At 72.1% G+C, this 23,919-nt stretch carries 21 protein-coding genes; 15 read left to right on the top strand and 6 right to left on the bottom strand.

All coding sequences use genetic code 11. The features are described from left to right. The 8 genes from ACIBX3_RS12005 (at position 1) to ACIBX3_RS11970 (ending at position 7,520) form a co-directional block, all read left to right on the top strand. The gene (locus ACIBX3_RS12005; protein ID WP_397115893.1) at positions 1-1,011 is read left to right on the top strand and encodes an ABC transporter permease; all 1,011 of its coding nucleotides are present in this window, start codon (positions 1-3) and stop codon (positions 1,009-1,011) included. Continuing rightward, positions 1,008-1,907, top strand: a complete 900-nt coding sequence (locus ACIBX3_RS12000; RefSeq protein WP_397115891.1) for an ABC transporter permease — start codon at positions 1,008-1,010, stop codon at positions 1,905-1,907. The genes ACIBX3_RS12005 and ACIBX3_RS12000 overlap by 4 nt, the downstream gene beginning before the upstream one ends. 3 nt (positions 1,908-1,910) lie before the next feature. Continuing rightward, the gene (locus ACIBX3_RS11995) at positions 1,911-2,897 is read left to right on the top strand and encodes an ABC transporter ATP-binding protein (protein ID WP_397115889.1); all 987 of its coding nucleotides are present in this window, start codon (positions 1,911-1,913) and stop codon (positions 2,895-2,897) included. Continuing rightward, a complete protein-coding gene (locus ACIBX3_RS11990) occupies positions 2,894-3,919 on the top strand; it encodes an ABC transporter ATP-binding protein (protein WP_397115887.1) in 1,026 nt (341 codons plus the stop codon). The genes ACIBX3_RS11995 and ACIBX3_RS11990 overlap by 4 nt, the downstream gene beginning before the upstream one ends. Next, positions 3,919-4,761: a GNAT family N-acetyltransferase gene (locus ACIBX3_RS11985; RefSeq protein ID WP_397115885.1), complete on the top strand. Its 843-nt coding sequence runs from the start codon at positions 3,919-3,921 to the stop codon at positions 4,759-4,761. Before ACIBX3_RS11990 ends, ACIBX3_RS11985 begins: the two co-directional genes overlap by 1 nt. A 188-nt stretch (positions 4,762-4,949) precedes the next feature. Continuing rightward, on the top strand, positions 4,950-5,849 hold the full coding sequence (gene murQ, locus ACIBX3_RS11980; protein ID WP_397115883.1) for an N-acetylmuramic acid 6-phosphate etherase: 900 nt from the start codon (positions 4,950-4,952) through the stop codon (positions 5,847-5,849). 88 nt (positions 5,850-5,937) lie between these two features. Then, positions 5,938-7,056 (top strand): serine hydrolase domain-containing protein, encoded by a 1,119-nt coding sequence (locus ACIBX3_RS11975; protein WP_397115881.1) that lies wholly within the window; start codon positions 5,938-5,940, stop codon positions 7,054-7,056. Between the two features lie 80 nt (positions 7,057-7,136). Then, positions 7,137-7,520: a VOC family protein gene (locus ACIBX3_RS11970; protein ID WP_397115879.1), complete on the top strand. Its 384-nt coding sequence runs from the start codon at positions 7,137-7,139 to the stop codon at positions 7,518-7,520. On the opposite strand, the gene ACIBX3_RS11965 is transcribed toward ACIBX3_RS11970, so the two are convergent. Continuing rightward, entirely contained in the window at positions 7,517-8,401 is an 885-nt protein-coding gene (locus ACIBX3_RS11965; RefSeq protein ID WP_397115877.1) for a TIGR03619 family F420-dependent LLM class oxidoreductase, read from the bottom strand. The two genes, ACIBX3_RS11970 and ACIBX3_RS11965, sit on opposite strands and share 4 nt — an antisense overlap. An 18-nt stretch (positions 8,402-8,419) precedes the next feature. Here ACIBX3_RS11965 and ACIBX3_RS11960 point away from each other — a divergent pair, with 18 nt between their 5' ends. Together ACIBX3_RS11960 and ACIBX3_RS11955 are read left to right on the top strand one after the other, a co-directional pair. Further along, the gene (locus ACIBX3_RS11960) at positions 8,420-9,274 is read left to right on the top strand and encodes a phosphotransferase family protein (RefSeq protein WP_397115875.1); all 855 of its coding nucleotides are present in this window, start codon (positions 8,420-8,422) and stop codon (positions 9,272-9,274) included. 59 nt (positions 9,275-9,333) lie between these two features. Beyond that, positions 9,334-9,594 (top strand): zf-TFIIB domain-containing protein, encoded by a 261-nt coding sequence (locus tag ACIBX3_RS11955; RefSeq protein ID WP_397115873.1) that lies wholly within the window; start codon positions 9,334-9,336, stop codon positions 9,592-9,594. 83 nt (positions 9,595-9,677) lie between these two features. On the opposite strand, the gene ACIBX3_RS11950 is transcribed toward ACIBX3_RS11955, so the two are convergent. The 3 genes from ACIBX3_RS11950 to ACIBX3_RS11940 form a co-directional block, all read right to left on the bottom strand. Then, the gene (locus ACIBX3_RS11950; protein WP_397115871.1) at positions 9,678-10,589 is read right to left on the bottom strand and encodes a hypothetical protein; all 912 of its coding nucleotides are present in this window, start codon (positions 10,587-10,589) and stop codon (positions 9,678-9,680) included. A gap of 125 nt (positions 10,590-10,714) precedes the next feature. Further along, positions 10,715-12,316, bottom strand: coding sequence for an ABC-F family ATP-binding cassette domain-containing protein (locus ACIBX3_RS11945; protein WP_397115869.1), 1,602 nt, complete (start codon positions 12,314-12,316; stop codon positions 10,715-10,717). Between the two features lie 247 nt (positions 12,317-12,563). Continuing rightward, positions 12,564-13,085, bottom strand: a complete 522-nt coding sequence (locus ACIBX3_RS11940) for a CGNR zinc finger domain-containing protein (protein WP_397115867.1) — start codon at positions 13,083-13,085, stop codon at positions 12,564-12,566. Between the two features lie 25 nt (positions 13,086-13,110). On the opposite strand from ACIBX3_RS11940, the gene ACIBX3_RS11935 reads away from it, so the two are divergent. Then, positions 13,111-13,275, top strand: coding sequence for a hypothetical protein (locus tag ACIBX3_RS11935; protein WP_397115865.1), 165 nt, complete (start codon positions 13,111-13,113; stop codon positions 13,273-13,275). Between the two features lie 49 nt (positions 13,276-13,324). After that, complete coding sequence (locus tag ACIBX3_RS11930) at positions 13,325-15,094, top strand: AMP-dependent synthetase/ligase (RefSeq protein WP_397115863.1); 1,770 nt, start codon at positions 13,325-13,327, stop codon at positions 15,092-15,094. Positions 15,095-15,161: 67 nt separating this feature from the next. On the opposite strand, the gene ACIBX3_RS11925 is transcribed toward ACIBX3_RS11930, so the two are convergent. Beyond that, positions 15,162-16,103: an acyltransferase domain-containing protein gene (locus ACIBX3_RS11925; protein WP_397115861.1), complete on the bottom strand. Its 942-nt coding sequence runs from the start codon at positions 16,101-16,103 to the stop codon at positions 15,162-15,164. Between the two features lie 109 nt (positions 16,104-16,212). On the opposite strand from ACIBX3_RS11925, the gene ACIBX3_RS11920 reads away from it, so the two are divergent. The 3 genes from ACIBX3_RS11920 to scpA are packed head-to-tail and all read left to right on the top strand — an operon-like array spanning position 16,213 to position 21,941. After that, positions 16,213-17,976, top strand: a complete 1,764-nt coding sequence (locus ACIBX3_RS11920; RefSeq protein WP_397115859.1) for a peptidoglycan-binding protein — start codon at positions 16,213-16,215, stop codon at positions 17,974-17,976. Positions 17,977-18,036: 60 nt separating this feature from the next. Next, positions 18,037-19,785, top strand: a complete 1,749-nt coding sequence (locus tag ACIBX3_RS11915; RefSeq protein WP_397115857.1) for a methylmalonyl-CoA mutase family protein — start codon at positions 18,037-18,039, stop codon at positions 19,783-19,785. Continuing rightward, positions 19,782-21,941, top strand: a complete 2,160-nt coding sequence (scpA, locus tag ACIBX3_RS11910; RefSeq protein WP_397115855.1) for a methylmalonyl-CoA mutase — start codon at positions 19,782-19,784, stop codon at positions 21,939-21,941. The genes ACIBX3_RS11915 and scpA overlap by 4 nt, the downstream gene beginning before the upstream one ends. Here the strand turns inward: scpA and ACIBX3_RS11905 are convergent. Then, positions 21,919-23,856, bottom strand: coding sequence for a protein kinase (locus tag ACIBX3_RS11905; protein ID WP_397115853.1), 1,938 nt, complete (start codon positions 23,854-23,856; stop codon positions 21,919-21,921). The genes scpA and ACIBX3_RS11905 overlap by 23 nt on opposite strands. Positions 23,857-23,919 lie beyond the last annotated feature (63 nt).

Here is a 23,919-nt window from a genome sequence, read left to right as displayed (position 1 = left end):
ATGGTTCTCATCACACGGCGGCTCGCGGGCCACCTGGCCCGCGGGGTCGTCATGATCCTTGTTGTCGCCACGATCAGTTTCTTCATCGTCCGGAGCATTCCGGGCGACCCGGTCGCGGCGAACGTACAGAAACTGATCGAGCAGGGCATATCCCCCGAGGCGGCCGAGCAGGCGACGCGCGTGCTCTACGGCTTCCAGCCGAGGGGCTCGCTCTGGGAGCAGTACACCGACTACATGACCGGCCTGCTCACCTTCGACCTGGGCCAGTCGGTCACGCACGCCGGCGCGCCGGTCACCGACGTCCTGGCCGAGGCGGCCAGGTGGACCGTTCTGCCGGTGCTGGCCGGGACGCTGCTGAGCTTCTTCGTCGGCATCGTCATGGGCGTCTACGCGGCCATCAAGCGCTCCGGCAAGCTCGGCGACGTGCTGGCGGTCTCCGGATCGCTGCTGCACGGCGTGCCGCAGTACGTGCTGGGGCTGCTGCTGAGCGCGATCTTCGGCACGCTCATCCCGATCCTGCCGGCCGACGGGCCCGTGGACATCCTGTACGAGCCGGGGTTCAACGCCGGCTACGTCGGCTCGCTGGTCTCGCACGCGGTGCTGCCGGTGGCGACGTACGCGCTGGCCGCGTACGGCGGGTGGATCCTGGCGATGAAGTCGAGCGTCGTCACGGTGCTCGGCGACGACTTCATCCTCGCCGCGGAGCTGCGCGGGATGAAGCGGTCGATCATCTTCAGGTACATCATGCGCAACGCGATCCTGCCGCTGTTCACGATCCTGGCGCTGTCGCTGGGTCTGCTGCTGGGCGGCGCGGTGTTCATCGAACGGATCTTCAACTATCCGGGGCTCGGGAAGCTGCTGCTCGACAGCATCACGATGCGCGACTACGCGCTGATGGGCGGGGCGTTCCTGCTGATCACGGTCGCGATCATCGTGGCGAACATCGTCGCCGACCTGTTCTACAGCGTGATCGACCCGCGGGTGCGCAGCGGTGAGGAGGTGTCGGCATGAGTGTTCTGCTGGAGAGCTCGTCGACGAGCGCGGCCATGCGCCGCGACTTCTGGCGGGGCGTGTGGCGGGTCATGAAGCGCAAGCCCAGCCGCCTGGTGGGCGCGGTGCTCATGGCCGGGTTCGTGTTCATGGGCGTGTTCGGGCCGATGTTCTATCCGGACCCGCTCCCCCGCGACTCGAACCTGCTCACCCGGCCGCCGAGCTGGGAGCACTGGCTCGGCACCGACGACCAGGGCAGGGACGTGATCGCCCTGGTGGTCACCGGGTCGCGGTACGTGCTGCTGGCCGCGCTCGTGACCGCCGTCATCACGGTGGTCGTGGGCACCGGGATCGGGCTGTTCTCCGGCTTCAAGCGGGGCCGCTGGGACACCGTCCTCATGCGGGTGACCGACATGAAGCTGACCATCCCCGGCCTGCCGCTGCTGCTGGTGCTCTCCACGGTGTGGAAGTTCGGCAGCGCCGTGCAGATGGGCCTGGTGCTGGGGCTGCTCAGCTGGGGCGGCGTGGCGCGGGCGGTGCGGTCGCAGACGCTGTCGCTGCGCGAGCGCGGCTTCATCGAGGCGGCGCGCGGGCTCGGGTTGCCCACCACGCACATCATCGGCAAGGAACTGCTGCCGAGCATGGCGCCGTACATCGCGATGAACATGCTCATCGCGATCACGGGCGGCGTCTACGCGCAGGTCGGCCTGTTCTTCCTGGGCGTGCTGCCGTACGAGGCGAACAACTGGGGTCAGATGCTCAACACGGCCGTGTTCCGCTCGGGCGCGCTGACCGTGCCGAGCGCGCTCGGCTTCCTCATGGGGCCGCTGCTGGCGATCCTGCTGCTGACACTGGCCATCGTGCTCGTGGTCGACGCCATGGACGAGATCTTCAACCCCCGGCTGCGCGAGGAGTAAAGGGTGACAAAGCAAGCGCCGGGAGTGCGCATCGACGGCCTCACGGTCGTCTACAAGACCCCCGCGGGCGAGCTGCCCGCGGTCAGGAACGTCAATCTGACGCTGGAACCTGGCTCGATCACCGGCATCGTGGGCGAGTCCGGCTCGGGCAAGTCCACGCTGGCCCTGTCGCTGCTCAACGCGGTGCAGTCGCCCGGCAGGATCGCGGCGGGCAGCGTGGAGATCGACGGTCTCGGCGACGTGGCGAGGCTGCGCGGCGAGGAGCTGCGCAAGGCCCGCGGCAAGCACATCGGGTACGTCTTCCAGGCCGCCCAGAACTCGCTCAACCCGCTCAAGACGGTCGGCAAGCAACTGCTCGACCTGGGCCGCTCGCACGGCGTGGACGACCTGCGCGGCCTGGTGCGCGAGGCCAAGGAGCTGCTCGGCCGGATGGGGCTGGACGGCGCCAGGGTGCTCGACTCGCACCAGCACGAGCTGTCGGGCGGCATGCGCCAGCGCGTCGGCATCATGCTGGCGCTGGTGCTCAACGCCCACCTCGTGGTGCTGGACGAGCCGACGACCGCGCTCGACATGATCACGCAGGCGAACATCCTGAAGATCGTGCGCGAGGTGCACGCCGAGCGCGGGCTGACGACGCTGGTCATCACGCACGACATCGGCGTGGTGGCGGAGGTCGCCGACCGGCTGGCCGTCATGTACGGCGGCCGCCTGGTCGAGCAGGGCCCCACCCGGCAGGTGCTGGGCGCGCCGCGGCACCCGTACACCCGCGGTCTGATCAGGGCCATCCCGCGGCTGACCGGCGACATCGACGAGGCGCAGGCGCTGCCGGGGCGGCCGCCGACGCTGGCGACCGTGCCGAAGGAGGGCTGCGTGTTCAGGGAGCGCTGCCCGCTGCGCATGGACGTGTGCGACACCGTGGACCCCGAGGCGCACGCCGACGGGCCGCGGACGGTGGCCTGCCATGCCGTGACCGTGAAGGAGCACGTGTGATCACCGGGACTGGCATCGTCAAGACGTTCAAGCAGCGCGGGAGCGTGCTCGCCGGGCGCGAGGTGCGGGCGCTGCGGGGCGTGGACTTCGCGATCCCGAAGGGCGGGGCGGCCTCGTTCATCGGCGAGTCCGGGTGCGGCAAGACCACGCTGGGGCGGATCATCGCCGGGCTGGAGACGTACGACGAGGGCGAGCTCCTCATCGACGACGTCGCCATGTCGGCGCTGAAGCCCAAGCAGCGGCAGCCGCACTTCCGCAAGATCCAGCTGATCCACCAGGACCCGTACTCGGCGCTGAACCCGACCAGGACCATCCACCAGACCCTGCACGCGCCGCTCGCCCTGCGCGCCAGGCAGACCGGGCGGCCCGGGTCGTGGATCGAGGAGCGGGCGGCCGAGGTTCTGGCCCTGGTGGGGCTGGACCCGGGCACGGTGCTGTCGCGCTACCCGCACCAGTTGTCGGGCGGCATGCGGCAGCGGGTCGTCATCGCCCGCGCGCTGACCGTGGACCCGGAGATGCTGGTCGCGGACGAGGCCGTGTCGATGATCGACGTGTCGCTCCGGCTGGGCATCCTGGCGCTGCTGAAGGACCTGCGCGAGCGGCTCGGCGTGAGCGTGCTGTTCATCACGCACGACGTGGCCACCGCCCGCTACATCGGCGACGACGGCGAGCTGTACGTCATCTACCGCGGCCAGGTCGTCGAGCGCGGGCCCGTGGACACGGTCATCGCCGACCCCGTGCACCCGTACACGCAGGCGCTGCTGTCGGCCATCCCGGTGCTGCACGGCCTGGAGCAGCCGGGCGAGCAGCCGGTGGTGCCGCTGGAGTCGCTGGACGAGAGCCAGGCCGACGAGGGCTGCCTGTTCGCCCGCCGCTGCCCGTTCCGCGGTGAGCGGTGCACGACCGAGCGGCCGCTGCTGCAGCTGACGGAGGGCGTACCGCAGGAGCACGCGTGCTTCTACCCCGAGCGCCGCGGCGTGATCGCCCGCCCGCATGAGCCCAGCTCCATGAGCGAGGTGTGATGACGCCCGCGGAGCTCACCGAGGGCGCGCGGATCGCCGAGGCCGCGCTGACGCTGGACGCCGGAGAGGGCGCCGCCCTGGTGGCGCGGCTGTCGCGGCCGCCCGCCGATCGCCGGTGGACGGCGCTGGTCGCGGACGGCGGGATCGTGATGGCGTCGTTGTCGTCGAAGGACCCCGCCGCCGGGCACCTCGACCTGCTGGCCGTGCGTCCTTCCGCTCAGGGGCGGGGACGCGGCCGGGAGCTGGTGCTGGCGGCCGAGGAGTGGCTGCGCGGCCACGGCGCGCGGGAGGCCCGCTGGGCCGGGAACCCGCCGTGCTACGCCTGGCCGGGGATCGACGTACGCTACACCGCCGCCGCCTGCCTGGCCGAGAGCCTCGGTTACGAGCGCTACCACGTGGCCTGGAACATGACGGCCGACCTGAGCGGCGACCTGTCCGTCGAGGACGACCTGCCGCGGCTGGAGCAGGCCGGGGTCGCCGTGCGCGCGGCGGGCGCGGACCGGGAGCGGGTGGCGGCCTTCGTCGCCGAGCACTGGAACGAGCGGTGGGCGTGGGAGGCGGCCAACGCGGCCGGGCTGCACTACGCCGAGCGTGACGGAGCCATCCTGGCCTTCGCCGCCTGGGGGACGCGGCCGTACTGGTTCGGGCCCATGGGCACCGCGCCGGCCGCCCGCGGGCTCGGCCTCGGCCGGGTGCTGCTGCGCAGGTGCCTGGCCGAGCAGCGGGCCGCGGGGCAGACCGGCGCCCAGATCGCGTGGGTGGGGCCGTTGCGGTTCTACTCCCGGGCCGTGGGCGCGCGGGCGGAGCGCGTCTTCTGGCTCTACCGGCGCGACCTGGCGTGATGGCGCGCCCTGTGCGGGAGTCAGATCGGTCAGGACGCCGGTCGGGTTCGTCATCACTCAGACGTGGGTACCTCCCGCGAGCGCGGGATCCGCGGCCCAGGCGCTCAGCACCGGTTCTCAGCAGCGTCATAGGACCATGATGCTGAAAGATATTTACAAGAGGGAAGAAAAAGGTGGAAATTAGCGTCATGATTGATCCGCTACCCGAGCTGTCCACCGAGCAGAGCGATCCCCGCTACAGCCAGATCGACCGGCTGCCGACGGAGCAGATCGCCCGGCTGATGAACCAGGCCGACGCCGCCGTGCCCGCGGCCGTCGCGGTGGCGATCCCGGCCATCACGGGGGCCATCGAGGCGATCTCCGCCAGGATGGCCCAGGGCGGCCGGCTCCTGTACGTCGGCGCCGGCACCTCCGGGCGGCTGGCCGTGCTCGACGCCAGCGAGTGCCCGCCCACCTTCGGCACCGACCCCTCGCTGGTGCAGGGCGTCATCGCCGGCGGGCCCGACGCGCTCACCCGCTCCGTCGAGGGTGCGGAGGACGACGCCGAGGCGGGCGCGGCGGCGATGAAGGACCTGGCGGCCGGGCCACTGGACTCCGTGATGGGCGTGTCCGCCAGCGGGCGGGCCCCTTTCGTGCTGGGCGCGCTGGCGGAGGCGGCCGGCCGCGGCGCGCTCACGGTGGGCCTGTCGTGCAACGAGGGCGCGCCGCTGTCGGCCGCCTCCGAGCACGCGATCGAAGTGGTCGTGGGTCCTGAGGTGGTGACCGGCTCGACCCGGCTGAAGGCGGGCACGGCCCAGAAGCTCGTGTTGAACATGATCTCCACCATCTGCATGGTCAAGCTCGGCCGCACGTACGGGAACCAGATGGTCGAGATGTCGGCGATGAACAACAAGCTGGCCGGGCGGGCGCTGCGCATGGTCAGGGACATCACCGGCGCCGACGAGGAGACGGCCGAGGCGGCGCTGGACGCGGCGGACGGGCAGACGAAGATCGCGGTGCTGATGATCCAGCACGGCATCGACGCGGACGCGGCCCGCGCGCTGCTGGCCTCGCACGGCGAGCGGCTCAGCGACGCGCTGAGCGGCTGAGGGGCACGTCACGGGGTATCGGGGTGTCGGTATCGGGGTGTCGGTATCGGGGTGTCGGTATCGGGGTGTCCGGGGGAAGGTTACGGGGATGTCCGATCGGCTGGATCGCCCGGCGGGGCCGGAAGGGGACGCGGGCAGGCCGGATCGGCTGGAGGCGATTCTCGCGGGAGCGGTGCCGCGGGTCTGCGCGGCGGCGGTCGCGCTGATCGCCGTGGACGGCGCCGTGGTGGCCGCGGCCGCGACCGGCGAGCTCGTACGTTACGCCGACGCGGGGGGAACCCTGGCCGCGGAACGCCCGCCCGCGCACCGCGACTCGATCTTCGACCTGGCCTCGATCAGCAAGTTGTTCACCACGGCCGTACTGCTCTCCCTGGCCGAGGAGGGCCGCGTCGCCCTCGACGAGCCGGCCGCCTCCTGGATCCCGGGGCTGGACCGGCGGATCACTCTCCGCCGCCTGCTCACCCACACGGCGGGACTGGCCCCGACCCGCCGCATCGACCTGGAGCTGCCCGAGGCGGACGCGGCCGAGCGCATGGCCGCGATGCCGGCGACGCCGATCACCCATCCGGTCGGCGGGCCCTACCTCTACAGCGACGTCGGCATGGTGCTGGCGGGCCGGCTCGCCGAGCTGGCCGGCGGCGCGCCGCTCGACGCCCTCGTACGCTCCCGCGTCACCGCCGTGCTCGGCCTGACCGGCACCGGCTACCGGCCGCCGGCCCAGTCGGCGGCCCAGCCGGCGGTGCTGTCGCGGATCGCCGCCACCGAGTGGAAGCCGGAGCGCCCGGGACCCGGCTGCGTGCGCGGCGAGGTGCACGACGAGACCGCCTACGCGCTGGGCGGCGTGGCGGGGCACGCCGGGCTGTTCGCCACGGCGGACGACCTGCTGGCCTTCGGGGAGGCGCTGCGCCTGGGCGGGGGGCCGATGTTGCGGCCGGAGAGCGTGGCCGAGATGACGCGCGACCAGGGCGCCGAGGGTGCCCCCTTCCGTCACGGGCTGGGCGTGCGCATCGGCGATCCGGCCATCGCCGGGCCGCTGGCGGGCGCGTACGGCCATTCGGGGTTCACCGGCACCTCGCTGCTGATCGACCCTGCGCGCCGGCTCACCGTCGTGCTGCTGACCAACGCCGTCCATCCCGTACGGGGCCGCGACGGCATCCGCGGGCTGCGCCACGCCGTCGCCGCCGAGGCGCTGCGCCTGGCCCGGTGACAAACCTGCTGAACGGACTGCCGCTGCGGTCTTGACCAGGCCCGATGGCGGGGCGGCAGATTGTCGGTAGCGTGGTGGGCATGGCTGTCCATCTCAACCACACCATCGTGCCGGCCGCGGACAGGGACGAGACCGCCGCCTTCCTCGCCGACGTGCTCGGCCTCGAGCCGGCGCCGATCTACGGGCCGTTCCGCGTGGTCTCGCTGGCCAACGGCGTGTCGCTGGACGTGATGCAGGTCGACGGGCCGGTGCCCGCGCAGCACTACGCGTTCCTGGTCGGTGAGGAGGAGTTCGACCGGATCTGGGGGCGGATCAAGGACCGCGGCCTCACCTTCTGGGCGGACCCGTCCCACCGGCAGCCGGGGCGGATCAACACCAACGACGGGGGCCGCGGCCTCTACTGGTCGGACCCGAACGGCCACAGCCTGGAGATCATCACGGTGCCGTACGGCGGATGGGGCTAGGGCGCCAGGGCCTCCAGCGCCTCCTCGGCCCGGCGCATGGCCTCCTTGGGGTCGGCGGTGACGATCTCGTGGTCGAAGTTGAGGTCGTGGAAGACGTCCGTCACGCCCTGGACGGCCAGGTCGTCCACGTCGCGCCTGATCTTGTCGTACGGGCCCGTGAGCGGGCGCTCGCCGGCGGCCCTGACCTGGGTGACGCCGCGGCACACGAACCGGAAGGCGCCCGCGTCCCGCCCCGACTCCGCCAGCACCGCCTTGATCAGCTCCACCCGCCCGGCGACGGCCGACAGGTCCTCCCTGCTGGAACTCACCCAGCCGTCGGCCAGCCGCGCCGCGCGGCGCAGCGCGACCTCGGCGGTGCCGCCCAGCAGGATCGGCGGCGGCCCCGGCGCCGGCTTGGGGTCGATGTGGGACGGCGGCACCCGGTAGAAGGCGCCGGCGTGCTCCACCACGTCGTCGGTCCACGCCTTGCGCAGCACCTCGACGAACTCCTCGCCCCTGCGCCCACGCCGCTCGAAGTCCGTGCCCGCCGCCTCGAACTCCTCGGGCAGCCAGCCCAGCCCGATCCCCGCCGTGAGCCGGCCGCCGGCGAGCGTCTGCAGCGTGGCCAGCTGCTTGGCCAGCACCACCGGCTGCACGTATGCGTTGATCACCGCCACGGCGAGCCCGATCCGGCCGGTCATGCCCGACAGGTGGGCCAGCGTGACGACCGGGTCGTGCACGCTGCGGTACGTCGGCCCCATCGGATGCCCCACCGGGTACAGCACCCGCTGGAACGTCCACAGCTCGTGATAGCCGAGCTCCTCGGCCCGCGTGGCGATGCGGCGCATGTTCTCGGGCGTGGCCCAGGGCCCTGACTGCGGTACGGCGAAACCGATTCTCATGCCCCCTAGTCTGTACGAGTGGGTCTGAAGGAGGAGCTGGCGGGGATAGCCGCCGCGTACGGCGGATCGGGTGCGCCCGTGCTTCATCCGACGCGCACGGACGTCGTCGTGTTACGCAGGGGCGAGGTCGTGGTCAAGGCCCATTCCGCCCGCGACGACGCCGAGTCGCTGCGCGTCCGGCTGCGGGCCGCCGCCTCGGCCGCCGTCAGCGGCGTCATGCTGGCCCCGCTCCATCCCGAGGTGCTGACGGCCTCCGGCCGCGCGGTCACGGTCTGGCCCGCCGGCCGCCCCGTCTCCCAGGACGACCCCGGCGCGGCGCCCTGGGAGGAAGGGGCGAGGCTGCTGGGCACGCTGCACGCCATCCCCCTCACGCTGCTGCCGCCGCTGCCCCCCGCCGGGGGCCCGGCGCGGGCCGCCCGCGCGGTGGGGCGCATGTCCGGCGACGGGCCCGTCGAGCAGCTCATCAGGCGGGCGTTCAAGGAGCTGCCCGAGTCCGCCCCCGCGCCGGGGCTGCTCACACACGGCGACTGGCACCTCGGCCAGCTCGTCCACCGCGACCGGTGGCTGCTCATCGACGTCGACGACCTGGGCGTCGGCGACCCGGCGTGGGACCTGGCCAGACCGGCCGCCTGGTATGCCGCCGGCCTGCTGGATCCGGCCGTGTGGGAGCGGTTCCTGGGCGCTTATCTGGCCTCCGGCGGACCCGCGCTCGGACGGGGCGATGATCCGTGGCGGCAACTGGACGTGCCGGCCCGGGCGCTCACCGTTCAGCTGGCCGCGGTGGCGGTGTTCAACGCCGAGCGCGACGGCCGGGAACTGGACGAGGTCGAACATTCGTTGGTCGAGTCGTGCAACAGAATCGTCCGAGCGTGACAGGGTCGCGCGCGGTAGGTTTCATCCTGGAGACCCTGAAGCCAAGGAGAGCGACTTAGATGCAGTGCCCTAAGTGCCGCGGGAACATGCGGACCTATGAGCGCAACGGCGTCCACATCGAGCAGTGCGACAACTGCCGTGGGATCTTCCTCGACTACGGCGAGCTCGAGACGCTGACCAGGATGGAGACGCAGTACCACGCGGCTCCCCCGCCCCCCGCCCCCGGCCCCGGCCCCGCCTGGGGTGCGCCGCACGGCGGCGGCCACCACTACGGCCACCACCGGCAGCGCAGCTGGGTGGGCATGCTGTTCTCGACCTGATGCGCCGGGGCCGCGCGCCGAGGAGGGGTGCGCGGCCCTGCCGCACCAGCGTCCGCCGGCGCACCCGCTGACCGCGAGCCGGATCAGCCGGGGAAGTCGTCCGGGTCCACCTGGGCCGTGGGGGCGTTGCCGCCGGAGATGGCGTGCAGCGTGATCCGCCAGTCGTGCCACCGGATCTGGGTCGCCGTGAAGGTCGTCTTGAACTTCACGGTCTTCTGGAACCGCTCGAAGCTGCACTCCCGGGTGAACGCCTTGCTCCTGCCGTCCCAGTCCACCCCGTGCGTGAAGTAGATCTTGTAATTGCCGTCACGCACCCCCCGGATCTTGAACTTCGCCTTCTTGCGCACGTACACGGTGAACGCCTTGCTGCCACCCCGCAGCACCGTCACGACGGCGTCACGCGAGGCCCCGTTGTCGATCTCCAGCGAGCTGCGCCCGTTGAGCGTGCCCTTGCGGATGAACGAGCCGTTGCTCAGCCGCCTCGTCTGCTTCCGCCCCGCCTTCACGTCCACGACGTCGGCCGGGTAGTCGCCGGCGCTCTCCAGGGTCTCGCCCGCCTGGTCGAGTGCGGCCAGCTTGTCGTCGAGGTCGGTGAGCACGGCCGACGACGTGCACAGGTCACGCGCGCCGACCTTGCCCTCCGCGGTGCTCAGCGCCGTGGAGAAGTCCCGCAGGCTGGTGACGTACGCCTCGTGCTGAGTGCGTACGGCGTCGGGCGGGGTGAGCGCGGACAGCCCGTCGGCGGCCCCGTTCAGCGCCTCCGCGGCCCTGGTCACCCGCTGATTCAGCGCCTTGACCCCGCGCGCGCTCGCCATGGCGCTGATCGCGCCGGCCATGGCCTTGTGCCTGCTGCCGAGCTCGGTCTTGTAGCCCTCGGGCGTCAGCGCACTCAGGCTCGGGCTGACGGATACCGTCCCGCCGCTGTCCGTGGGGGCGGCGGCCTGGCCGCCGGCAACGCCGGTGACCCGCGACTCACCGCCTTCCGGCGTGGGCACGGCGGAGGAACATGCGCTGAGCGTGAGTGTCGCTAACGCGAGAACACACGAGATCAACCGGGGTGCAGCCACCTGCCACACTATCGCCCGGTTGCTCCCCGTACGTCAATCTGGAGACTCGTTGATCAAGGTTCCGTCAGCCCCTCCTCGCGGTCCTGCCGCAGCCGGCGGGTGATGCCGATGGTCTCCAGGAACGGCAGGTCGTGGCTGGCCACGACGAGTGCGCCCCGGTACGCGGACAGCGCCTGCGCGAGCTGGCGGACGCTGGGCATGTCCAGGTTGTTGGTCGGCTCGTCGAGCAGGAGCAGCTGCGGCGGCGGCTCCGCCGACAGCAGCGCGGCCAGCGTGGCGCGGAAGCGCTCGCCGCCCGACAGCGTGCCGACGGCCTGGTTGACCCGCTCGCCCCGGAACAGGAAGCGCGCCAGCCGGGCCCGCACGTCGTTGACCGAGGCGGAGGGCGCCACGGTCCGCACGTTGTCCACCACGCTCAGCGCATCGTCCAGCAGGTCGAGCCGCTGCGGCAGGTAGCGGACCGGCACCTGGGCACCGTGCTCGAGGATCCGCTTGAGGAGGGTCGTCTTGCCGGATCCGTTCGGGCCGAGCAGCGCGATCCGCTCGGGCCCGCGGATGACGAGCGTCTCCAGCACCCTCGCCTCCAGCTGGGACTCGGCCGCGCCGGTGGGCGGCGGCGGGTCGAGCGGGAGGACGAGGACCGTGCGGCCGGCCGGGACCTCGGTGCCCGGAAGCTGGATGCGGATCTCCGCGTCGTCGCGTACGGCCTGCTCGGCCTCGGTGAGCCGCTCGCGGGCCTCCTCCAGCTTCTCCTGGTGCAGGGTGCGCTGTTTGCCGGCGGTCACCTGAGCCTTCCGCTTGAGACCGTTCGCGACGATCTTCGGCGCCTTGTTGTTCGCGGCCGCCTTCTTGCCGGCCCGGATGTTCCGGTCGATCCTGGTCCTGGCCTCGATCAGCTCGCGCTGCTGCCGTCTCACATCGCCTTCGGCGGTGCGCACCATGCGCTCGGCGGCCTCCTGCTCGGCCGCGATCTGCTCCTCGTAGGCGGAGAGGTTGCCGCCGTACATGCGCACCGCGCCCTCGCGCAGCTCGGCGACCTGGTCGACGAGCTCCAGCAGCGTGCGGTCGTGGCTGACCACCACGAGCACCCCCTGCCAGGCCGACACGGCGGCGTAGAGCCGCTCGCGGGCGTCGAGGTCGAGGTTGTTGGTGGGCTCGTCGAGCAGCAGCACGTCGGGCCGCTTCAGCAGCTGGGCGACGAGCGCGACCATGATGGTCTCGCCGCCGGACAGCGTGCCGACCGTGCGGTCCAGGCCGATGTGGGTCAGGCCGAGCCGGTCGAGCTCGGCCCGCGCCCGCTCCTCGACGTCCCAGTCGTCCCCGATCACGGCGAAGTGCTCCTCGGCCACGTCGCCGCTCTCGATGGCGTGCAGCGCGGCCCGCTTCCCGCTGATCTCCAGCAGGTCGGAAACGGTACGGGCGGCGGCGAGCGGTACGTTCTGCGGCAGGTATCCGACCTCCCCGGAGACGGAGACCGACCCGGACCGCGGGACGAGCTCACGGGCGATGATCTTCAACAGGGTGGACTTGCCCGACCCGTTGACCCCGATGAGCCCGGTACGGCCGGCGGGGAAGGCGGCATCGAGCCCGTCGAGCACCTTGCGGCCGTCCGGCCAGCCGAAGGAGACATGGTCGACGACGATAGAAATAGACATAAGGCGGCTCCCATCACAAAAATCGAAATTTCGTGACTTGGCGGGAAATCACCGCAAATGCGCGCGACGCACGAGGAACTCGGCAGCGGAGTCCGCGACAGAGGGCGAGGATGGTCGCCAGAGGTCCAGGTGTGCGCGCAAGGCCCATGACAGGGCGAACGGCGCGGTGCCCGCGACCTCAGATCCTCAAATCAACTGCCCTCACGGGTCGGGGATAAGACGCCCGCCAGCCTATGCGACGTCTCGATCACCTGGCAACCCGGCGGGCCCGGTGGGCCGCGACGTTGACCCTGTTCGCGCAGGCCAGCGAGCAGAACCGGCGCCGGCCGTTGCGCGAGGTGTCGACGTAGACGATCTCGCACCCCTCCCGGCCGCACCGCCCCAACCGGCCGCCGCCGGCGAACGACATGCACATGGCCAGGCCGCCGGCGGTGGTGTCCTTGGCCCTCGAGACGACGTCGGCGTCCGGGGAGTAGAAGTGCAGGTGCGGCTCGCGGCCGTCGTGCGCGCTGACGTACGGCTTCGAGGCGGTGATGTCCAGCAGATCGTTGATCAGCTTGATCTGCGCGTCCTGGTCGGGCTCGCCGAACACCGGGTCGAGCCGCCGCGCCCACGCCCGCAGCTCCTCTGCCTGCTCGGCCGTGACGGCGGCGCGCAGGAGCCGGTGCTCGGTCAGCATCGCCTCGGCCGCCGCCGGGCTGAAGTCGGTCGCGTTGACCAGCTCGGCCGCGAGCGCCGCCCCGTTACCGCCGTAAGCATTGAAGTGCATAAGCTCATTACATCAGGGTGAGAGCATGCATACCAGACAGCCGCACGACCCGTTCGCCCTGACCGTCGTCTCCTCGCACCGCACCTCCGAGGGCCTGGTCTCCTATCTGCACTGCGCCTGCGGCGCGTGGGAGGTGCGCACCGCCCGCGCGGTCGCCGCCGTCTCCCCGCCGATCAGGACCATCGACTGACCCGGCCCCGACGTCCTAAAGTCTGGTCAACACCTCCAGGAGGCCAGGCATGTCCAGCATTCCCGCCCTGCTACGCGACCGCATCGCGGCCACCCCAGACGCCGAGGCGTACCGAGTTCCCTCGGACGGCGACTGGAAATCGATCTCGTGGCGGGAGGTGGGCGAGCGGGTGCGCGGGCTGGCTCTGGGGCTGGCCGAACTCGGCTCGGGGCCGGGCAGACGGGTGTCCATCCTGTGCTCGACCCGGCTCGAGTGGATCCTCACCGACCTGGCCGTGCTGGCGACCGGCGCCGCCACGACCACGATCTACCCGTCCAACACGGCCGCCGAGTCCGCGTTCGTCATCACCGACTCCGGCAGCACGATCGTCATCGCCGAGAACGACGACCAGGTCGCCAAGATCAGGTCCGTGCAGAAGGAACTGCCCGACGTCACCAACGTGGTGGTCATCGACGGCTCGCCGAGCGACGACGGCTGGGTGGTGACGCTCGACTCCGTACGCTCGGACCCTGCCGGCGAGAGCGGCGCCTACGACGCGATGGTCGACGCCATCGCCCAGGACGACCTGGCCACGCTCATCTACACCTCGGGGACCACCGGCCGGCCCAAGGGCGTGGAGCTCACCCACGACAACTGGCTCTACGCCGCCGGCGCGGTCCGCCAGATCGGCCTGATCTCCCCGGCCGACCTGCACTTCCTGTGGCTGCCGCTGTCGCACTCGTTCGGCAAGCTGCTCCAGGTCGTGATGATCGACATCGGCGTGCCGACCGCGATCGACGGCCGCCTCGACAAGATCGCCGAAAACCTCGGCGTGGTCAGGCCGACGGTCATGGCGGCCGCGCCGCGCATCTTCGAGAAGATCCACAACACGGTGGCCGCCACCGTGCAGCGCGAGGGCGGCGTCAAGCTGAAGATCTTCAACTGGGCGCGCGGGACCGGCGTGAGGGTCAGCCGGGCCCGCCAGCGCGACGCGGCCATCCCGCTCACCACCCGCGTCGAGTACGCCCTGGCCGACCGCCTGGTCTTCGCCAAGCTCCGCGACCGGTTCGGCGGCCGGATCCGCTACTTCATCTCCGGCGCCGCCCCGCTGAACCAGGAGATCGCCGAGTTCTTCGACGCGGCCGGCCTGACCATCCTCGAGGGGTACGGCCTGACCGAGTCGTCCGCGGGCAGCTTCCTCAACCGGCCGGACTCGGCGAAGTTCGGCACCGTCGGACAGCCGCTGCCCGGCACCGAGGTCCGCATCGCCGACGACGGCGAGATCCTCATCGGCGGGCGCGGCATCATGCGCGGCTACCACGGCCTGCCGGAGGAGACCGCCGCGGCGCTGGAGGACGGCTGGCTGCACACGGGCGACATCGGCGAGCTGGACGAGGAGGGGCGGCTGCGCATCACCGACCGCAAGAAGGAGCTGATCAAGACCTCGGGCGGCAAGTACGTCGCGCCGACGTACCTGGAGGGCCGCATCAAGGCGGCCTGCCCGTACGTGTCGCACGTGTTCGTGCACGGAGACCGGCGCAACTTCGTCACGGCGCTGGTCACGCTCGACATGGACGTCGTCAAGCCGTGGGCGCAGGCCGAGTCGCTGCCGGAGGACCCGCAGGAGCTGTGCGAGCACCCGCGCGTGCGCGAGGAGGTCCAGAAGGCGATCGACCAGGTCAACGTCGGCGAGGCCAGCTACGCGACGGTCAAGAAGTTCGCGATCCTGGCCGACGACTTCGCCGTGGAGACTGGCGAGCTGACGGCCAGCCTCAAGATCAAGCGCAAGGCGATCGAGGGGCGCTACGGCGAAACGCTGGACTCCTTCTACACGGGCTGACCGCGGATCCACCGTGGCGGCCGGGCGTTCCAGCACGCGCGTCTGGACCGCGTGCGGCGCGAGAGCGTCAGAAGGGGAGCCAGCCGGTCCGGCCGTGCCAGGTGCCGCCGGCCGCCAGGTGGTCGGCGATCGCCCGTTCCAGCCGCGTGCGGCGGGGCAGCGGGTCCGGGCCGGCGGCGTCCCGGCCGAACACGAACTCCACCATGCCGGAGTCGTCGAGCCGGTGGAGGAGGTGGAAGCGCCGCTGGAAGGCCATGATGTTGGAGTCGGCGGGCAGGTAGCGGGCCAGTTGATCGTCGAGCAGCCACGACCCGCATGTCATGACGTGCGGGCGCTCGTCGGGGAAGTGCCGCGGGAAGAAGGCCCTGGCCCGCTCGAACGACGCGTCGCACGCCTCGGGCGTCAGCGGGCCGTGGAAGTCGGGGATGTGCACGCCGAGCGCCGGGTCGCCGGGCCCGGACGGCAACCCCGCCGCGCGGACCGCCTCCCCCGTCCTGCGGCCCAGCCGGGACCGGTTGAACTGGAGCCGCCCCAACTCGTAGAGGACACCCCTGGCGTGCAGCATGAACCAGTGGGGCGAGTGCAGGCCGCCGGTGCCGTGGCGCTTACGGTGCACCGCCATGTTCCGCCCCAGGTCGGTGAACGTCGCCCACGACACCTCCTCCGGGACGCCCAGCTCGCGGTGGTAACGCCGGGTGTGCGGGAGCGCGGCGAGGAAGACGTGTACGTAGAAGTACGGCCCCAGCTCGGGCAGCGACCGGAACGGCGGCGGGTCGTCCAGGCTGCCCATCGTGGACACCAGCGAGTGCACGCAGCGCTCGGCGAGCCACCACTGCGGGCTGCCCGGCTCGGGACGACCGGCGATGACCGCGTTGACGTCCTCGTGCGGCACGGCCAGCCGCAGCAGCTCTGACGGCAGGTCGCCGGGGAAGGCGAGGTCGAAGCCGCCGAGGGATTCGAGGTGCGCGAGCCAGGCCGGATGGGCACGCAGAAGCGTCTTGACGTCCATCGCCGCCAGCCTAATACGCCGCTGAGACCGGAAATCTTGAATTCTTCCGACCTGATCGCATGGGCGGCGTTACGCTCAGTCGTCCCGTTCTCGACCCCCGGAGAGCACCGTGGCCATTGATCTGGTATTACGGCGGGAGTGGCTGGCGCGCGAGCCACGCGGCACGTACACGCAGCTTGACTCCACCAGGGGAGTGAAGGTGCATTACACGGGCGGCAGGGTCGCCCCGGGGATCGTGGACGACCACGATCAGTGCGTCGCGCTGGTCCGGTCCATCCAGGGCTATCACATGGACGGCAACGGCTGGATCGACATCGGCTACTGCGTGGACGAGAACACGGAGATCCTGACCCGGCAGGGCTGGAAGTCGTATCGCGCGCTGCGTACCGGAGACCAGGCGCTGACCCTCAATCACGAAACCGGTCTGTCGGAATGGCAGCCGGTGCTGGAGGTGTGCGTCTTTCCGGCCCGCCCCCGGGAAATGGTGCGGATGGAGGGGGCCGGACACTCCTCGCTCACCACACCGCAACATCGCTGGCCGGTCGAACGCCGGCGCACGAGAATGCGGTGGCGGAAGAGAGCCGGCGGCGGAACGTCTCAGCGGGTCGTCACGGGTTTCGATCGTTTATGGGTGACCACGGAGACGATGGGACATCGGGATCGGATTCCGCTCGCGGCCCCGTGCGCGGATCTGCCCGGCGAGGCGAAATGGTCCGATGCCTTCGTCGAACTCGTGGCCTGGTTCTCGGCGGCGGGCCGCGTCGGATCCGTCGGGCGCACGATGTGCGCCACCCTTCGCCAGGCGCCGAGCAATCCGCTCTATGCCGCCCGGATTCGCGCCGCGCTCACCTCCGTCTTCGGCCCTTCCCTTTCCGAGGCCGGTGGGGCGGCCCGGTGGCGTGAGATCGTCAGCGGGCGATTCGTCGAATTCCAGCTGTCCGCCGAAGCGGGCCGGCGGCTGGCCGAGGTCGCTCCCCGGAAGGCGCCTGACTTCGTTTTCCTGCTTTCTCTCACACGGGCGCAGCTGTCGCTGTTCATCGAGACCTCGCTCGCGGCCGGCGGTGACACGCCGGCGTGGAAGGACCGGGCGGCCGCCGAGGCGTTCATGTTCGCGGTCCTGCTGACCGGGGCGCCGGCCACGCTGCGTCCCCAGCCTCCGGCGCTGAGATGGCAGGTGGACATGACGCGGCAGCAGCACTTCTCGCCCGGCGACGCCACGATCAGCCGGGAGACCTATCACGGGGAGATCTGGTGCCCCCGGACCGCGAACCAGAGTTGGCTGGCCCGGCGGGCGGGCAGCGTCTATTTCACCGGCAACTCCTACGTGGCCTGCCCGCACCGGAAGGTGTTCGAGGGGCGGGGGCTGCACCACCTGCCGGCCGCGAACGGCCCGGGGCTCAACGCCGGCCACTACGCCGTGCTCGCACTGGTCGGCAACTCGGGGCTCGTCCAGCCGCCCGACGGGGTGCTGCACGGGATCCTCGACGCGGTCCAGTACGTACGCGACCGCGGCCGCGCCGGCCCGGAGATCAAGGGACACCGCGACGGATACGCGACCGACTGCCCCGGCGACCCGCTCTACGCCTGGATGCGGCGGGGCGCGCCCCGGCCGGGAGAGAGCGCACCGCCGGACCCGGTGGCGCCGCCCTTCCCCGGGCGGCTGCTGAAGTACCCGCCGGTGACGCGCGGCGAGGACGTGCGCACGTGGCAGCGGCAGATGCGGGCGCGGGGCTGGGAGCTTGACGTGGACGGCGCGTACGGCAGCGAGTCGCGCGAGGTGTGCCGCGGGTTCCAGCGCCGGCAGGGCGTCGAGGACGACGGGATCGTGGGGCCGGTCACGTGGCGGCTGGCCTGGGAGGCCCCGCCAAGTTGATCCGTTCTGGGGTGGCCCCGGGGTTACTGGGCTCCCGGTGCTCCACCTACTATCCGAACCATGGAACTGGCAGCGGGGTTCGCACCCACGACCCGGGACGACTGGCGGGCGCTGGCGGCGGAGGTTCTGCGCAAGTCGGGCATCGAGGCGGGCTCGCCCGAGGAGGCGCTGGCGAGCGCCACCTATGACGGGCTGACGGTCGCGCCCCTCTACGACATGGATGACGTGCCCGGTGCGCCGGGGCTGCCCGGGACGCCGCCGTACGTGCGCGGGTCGCGAGCCGTCTCCGGCTGGGACGTGCGGCAGCGGCACGCCGTGCCCGACCCGGAAGCGGTGCTGGCCGACCTGGAGAACGGCGTCACGTCGCTCTGGCTGGTCGTCGGGGACGGCGCGATCCCGGTCGGAGCGCTGGAGGCGGTGCTGAAGGACGTCTACCTCGACCTGGCGCCCGTCGTGCTCGAGGCCGGCGGGCTGGCGCGGGAGGCCGCCGAGGCGCTGTTCGGGCTGGCCGCCGCGCGCGAGACAGCGGTGAGCGGCAATCTGGGGGCCTCCGGTGCGGCCGGGGCCGAGCTGGCGGTGCGGTGCGCCGCCGAGTTCCCCGGGCTGCGGGCCGTCACCGTGGACGCCACGCTCTTTCACGACGCGGGCGGCGCAGACGCAGAGGAGCTGGGCTGCTCTCTCGCGCGGGGCGTCGCGGAGCTGCGGGCGCTCACCGGCGCCGGGCTCTCAGTCGAGCAAGCGCTAGGGCAGATCGATTTCCGGTACGCCGCCACCGCCGACCAGTTCGCCACCATCTCCAAGCTGCGGGCCGCCCGGCGGCTGTGGGCGAGGGTCGCCGAGGTCTGCGGCGCGCCCGCGCACGGCGGCCAGCGGCAGCACGCCGTGACGAGTTCGGCCATGATGACCGCCCGCGACCCCTGGGTGAACATGCTGCGCACCACCCTCGCCTGCTTCGCCGCCGGGGTGGGCGGGGCGGAGGCGGTCACCGTGCAGCCGTTCGACGCCTGCCTGGGGCTGCCGGACGCGTTCTCGCGCCGCATCGCCCGCAACACGCAGGCGTTGCTGCTGGAGGAGTCGGGGGTGGGCCGGGTGATCGATCCGGCGGGCGGCTCCTGGTACGTCGAACGCCGCACCGCCGACCTGGCCGAGCGGGCGTGGGCGTGGTTCCAGGAGATCGAGGCCGCCGGCGGCGTGGACGCGGCCGCCGGGCTGATCGCCGAGCGCATCGCCGCCACCCGCGACCGTCGTGCCACGGACATCGCCCACCGCCGCTTGCCGATCACCGGCGTCAGCGAGTTCCCGGACGCCGGCGAAAAACCCCTCCGCCGCCCTGCCCAGCCACCTGCCACCGCGGACGCGTCGCCGGCCGCGGGCGGGTTGCCGAAGATCCGCTATGCGGCGGAGTTCGAGGCCTTGCGGGATCTCGCCGACGCCCGGCCAGAGCGGCCCAAGGTGTTCCTGGCCACCATCGGCCCCCTCGCCGCTCACACCGCCCGGACGGCGTTCGCCGCGAACCTGTTCCAGGCGGGCGGCCTGGCCACCGAGACCGCGGGCCCCGGCACGGACCCCGAGCAGATCGCCACCGCCTTCGCCGTCAGCGGCTCTACGGTCGCCTGCCTGTGCTCCAGCGACAAGCTGTACGCCCAGCACGCCGCCGCCGTGGCCGCCGCGCTCCGCAGAGCCGGGGCGAGAAGGGTGTGGCTGGCGGGGAAGGGAGACTACGACGGCGTGGACGCCACCCTGTACGCGGGCTGCGACGCGCTCCACGTGCTCCGCACGACCTTCGACGACCTGGAGGTGACCCGATGATCCCGGACTTCTCCGGCATCCCGCTCAACGGCCTGCCGAAGGAGGCGGAGGAGGCGCACGCGTACGAGGGCGAGGGCGGGATCTGGGAGACGCCCGAGGGCATCGGCGTCAAGCCGCTCTACACCGCCCAGGACCTCGGAGGGCTCGACTTCCTGCGGACGTACCCGGGCGCGGCCCCGTACCTGCGCGGCCCGTACCCCACCATGTACGTCAACCAGCCCTGGACCATCCGCCAGTACGCCGGCTTCTCCACGGCCGAGGACTCCAACGCCTTCTACCGCCGCAACCTGGCCGCCGGCCAGAAGGGCCTGTCGGTGGCGTTCGACCTGGCCACGCACCGCGGCTACGACTCCGACCACCCGCGCGTGGCGGGCGACGTGGGCATGGCCGGGGTGGCGATCGACTCGATCTACGACATGCGGCAGCTGTTCGACGGGATCCCCCTGGACAAGATGTCGGTGTCGATGACCATGAACGGCGCCGTGCTGCCGGTGCTGGCGCTGTACATCGTGGCCGCCGAGGAGCAGGGCGTCGCGCCGGAGCAGCTCGCCGGGACCATTCAGAACGACATCCTCAAGGAGTTCATGGTCCGCAACACCTACATCTACCCGCCGGCACCCTCGATGCGGATCATCTCGGACATCTTCGCCTACGCCAGCGAGAAGATGCCGAAGTTCAACTCGATCAGCATCTCCGGCTACCACATCCAGGAGGCCGGGGCGACGTGCGACCTGGAGCTGGCGTACACGCTGGCCGACGGCGTCGAATACCTGCGCGCCGGGGTCGCCGCCGGGATGGACGTCGACCGGTTCGCGCCGCGGCTGTCGTTCTTCTGGTGCATCGGCATGAACTTCTTCATGGAGGTCGCCAAGCTGCGCGCCGCCCGGCTGCTGTGGGCCAAGCTGGTTTCCGGGTTCGGGGCGAAGAACCCGAAGTCGCTGAGCCTGCGTACGCACAGCCAGACCTCCGGCTGGTCGCTGACCGCGCAGGACGTGTTCAACAACGTCGTGCGCACCTGCGTCGAGGCCATGGCCGCCACCCAGGGCCACACCCAGTCGCTGCACACCAACGCCCTGGACGAGGCGCTGGCCCTGCCCACGGACTTCTCCGCCCGGATCGCCCGCAACACCCAGCTCCTCCTCCAGCAGGAGTCCGGCACCACCCGCCCCATCGATCCCTGGGGTGGCTCCTACTACGTCGAACGCCTCACCCATGACCTCGCCGAGCGCGCCTGGGCCCACATCCGGGAGGTCGAGGCGGCCGGCGGCATGGCCAAGGCCATCGAGGCCGGGCTGCCCAAGCTCCGCATCGAGGAGGCGGCCGCCCGCACCCAGGCCCGCATCGACTCGGGGCGGCAGCCGGTGATCGGCGTGAACAAGTACCGCGCCGAGAGCGACGAGGCCATCGAGGTGCTCAAGGTCGACAACAGCGCCGTACGCGCCCAGCAGCTCGACAAGCTGGCACGCCTGCGGGCCGAACGCGACGAGGAGGCCGTCCGCCACACCCTCGACGCGCTCGCCAAGGCCGCCGCCGATCCCGCGCCCGGTCTGGACGGCAACCTGCTCAAGTTGTCCGTGGACGCCGCCCGCGCCAAGGCCACGGTGGGCGAGATCTCCGATGCGCTGGAGCGGGTGTTCGGCCGGCACGCCGAGCAGGTCCGTACCATCTCAGGGGTGTACCGCGACGAGTCCGGCCCCGCCGCCGGCATCGAACGCGCCCGCCAGGCCTGCGCCGACTTCGAGAAGGCCGAGGGCCGCCGCCCGCGCATCCTCGTGGCCAAGATGGGCCAGGACGGCCACGACCGCGGCCAGAAGGTGATCGCCACGGCCTTCGCCGACCTCGGCTTCGACGTGGACGTCGGGCCGCTGTTCCAGACGCCCGAGGAGGTCGCCAGGCAGGCGGTCGAGGCCGACGTGCACATCGTCGGCGTGTCGTCGCTGGCCGCCGGTCACCTCACGCTGGTGCCCGCGCTCCGCGAGGCGCTGGCCGACCTCGACGCCGCCGACGTCATGATCGTCGTCGGCGGGGTCATCCCGCCCGGCGACCACGACGAGCTGCGGGCCGCGGGCGCCGCCGCGATCTTCCCCCCGGGCACCGTGATCGCCGACGCCGCCCTCGATCTTCTCGGCCAGCTCAGAGGTCGTCACACAGCGTGACGTCCATGGACCGCTGCACGGGAACGGGAGAGGTGATCCGCAACGTGACGCGGTGGGTGGTGCCCGCCGCGCCGGTGAGGGTGGCCGGCGAGGTGAGGTAGAGCCGGCCGTTCTCGGAGATGAGCGCCGAGGAGCGGCCCACGGGCGCGCCGTCGATGAGCCAGGTGTACCTGAACGTCAGCGCGCCGCCCGTGCGCGCCACCAGCGCCCGCGGCGTCACCTCGCCGCCCGTCCAGCAGTCGCCGTTCCGCGTCCCCCTGGGCCGCAGGGAGACCCTGAGCGGGGCCGTCGCGGCGGACGGCGTGGTGCCGTCGGTCGCCACGGCGCTGGGCGTGCCCTCGGCCTGCGGGGTGGGTCTGACGGTACGGGTCCGCCGGGGGCTCGGCGTCCTGGTCGGCGTGCGGGCCGCCTCGGAGGTGGGCGCGACGGTGCCGCCTCCCACGTTCTCGGCCTTGGAGGTGGGGGTCGTGGGGGTGAGCCAGACGATGGCGGCGGCCAGCGCCAGGACGGACACTCCGGAGACGCCGACGATCATCAGGGTCTTCACCCGCCCGCGGCCCGGGCGCTTCGCCACCGCCTTGCCGCCGGTGCCCGGCCGGCCCGCGACCAGGATGTCGACGAGCGCCGAATGTTGCATCGGCGACGTGCTGAGGGCCGCCGCCTCACCGGGCCCCGGCCGCTCCGTGGCGGCGGAGCGCTCGGCCGCCGGGTACTCGACGGCGGCCGAGGACAGATCCACCGGAGCCGCCAGCCGGAAGGAGGCCGGGTTCGGATGCGAAGCGGACGGCCGGCGCGCCCCCGCACCGTGGTGTGCGGCCCAGGCCGAGTGCGCGTCGGATGCGGGCGCCGTCCCGGACTGCGACGCGGGATCGGAGTGCCCCGCGTCGTGGCGCGTGGCCGGGGAGGACGTGGTGCCGCCGGAGCGGGCCGCCGGGGCGGGTGTACCGCCGCCCTCCGGCACGGCCGAGATCGGCACGGTGCCGTGGTCGTGCGGGCCCAGGGCCGGGGAGCCGCCGCGCTCGTGCGGACCCGACGCCGGCGCGGGGTCGCGGGAGGGGGCGGCCGGCGTCGCGTAGTCGTCGCCGGGAAGGCGGGCCGGCCCCAGGCGCGAAGGCTGGGCCTGCGGCGGCCGGTAGCCGCCGCCGATCAGCCGCAGCAGCACGTCCCGCATCGCCGGGCGGGCGGCGGGGTCCTTGGCCAGGCAGGCCGCCACGACCTCGCGCAGCGGCCGCGGCAGGTCATCGATCCGCGGCTCCTCGCGCAGGATCCGGTTGATGACCGCCGGCAGCGAGTCGTCCCCGAACGGCGGCACCCCCGTGGCCGCGAACACGATCGTCGAAGCCCACGCGAACACGTCCGCCGGCGCCCCCGCAGCCTTCCCCGCGAGCTGCTCCGGCGCCATGTAGGCAGGCGTCCCGGCGATGGTGCCGGTCGCGCTCACCCCGGTCCCGACCGCCCCGGAGATGCCGAAGTCGACGACCCGCGCCCCGTCGGGTCCGAGCAGCACGTTCGCCGGTTTGAAGTTCAGGTGCAGGACACTCGCCTGGTGCAGGGCGTCCAGCGCGGTCGCGGTCGCCACGGCGAGCCGCTGCAGCTCCGCCGTGCCGAGCCGGCCCGACTCCCGCAGCGAGGGCCCGTCCACGTACTCGGCGACGATGTACGGCCTGCCGCTGGTCGACGCCCCGAGCACCCGCGCGAGGCAGAACGGCTCGACCCGGCGCGCGGCGGCGATCTCCTTGACCAGGCGCTCGCCCCCGGTCAGCCCCTCGTGCAGCACCTTGACGGCGACGGGCGTCCCGTTGCGAGCCTGCCCGAGGTAGACGACACCGTGGCCGCCCGCGCCGAGGCGCCCGACCAGCCGGTAGGGTCCCACCGCTGCCGGGTCGCCCTCGCGGAGGGATTCGACGTTGGGCATGAGGGGAGTGACTCCTGTGACGGCTGAGAAAAGAACTTCAGGCACCCTATGGCAAAAGTCAAC

Source organism: Nonomuraea sp. NPDC049480 (genome assembly GCF_044465905.1).
In the GTDB taxonomy this organism is placed as follows: domain Bacteria; phylum Actinomycetota; class Actinomycetes; order Streptosporangiales; family Streptosporangiaceae; genus Nonomuraea.
The sequence above is the reverse complement of the archived record's forward strand: the minus strand, read 5'-3'. Positions and strand labels throughout refer to the sequence as shown.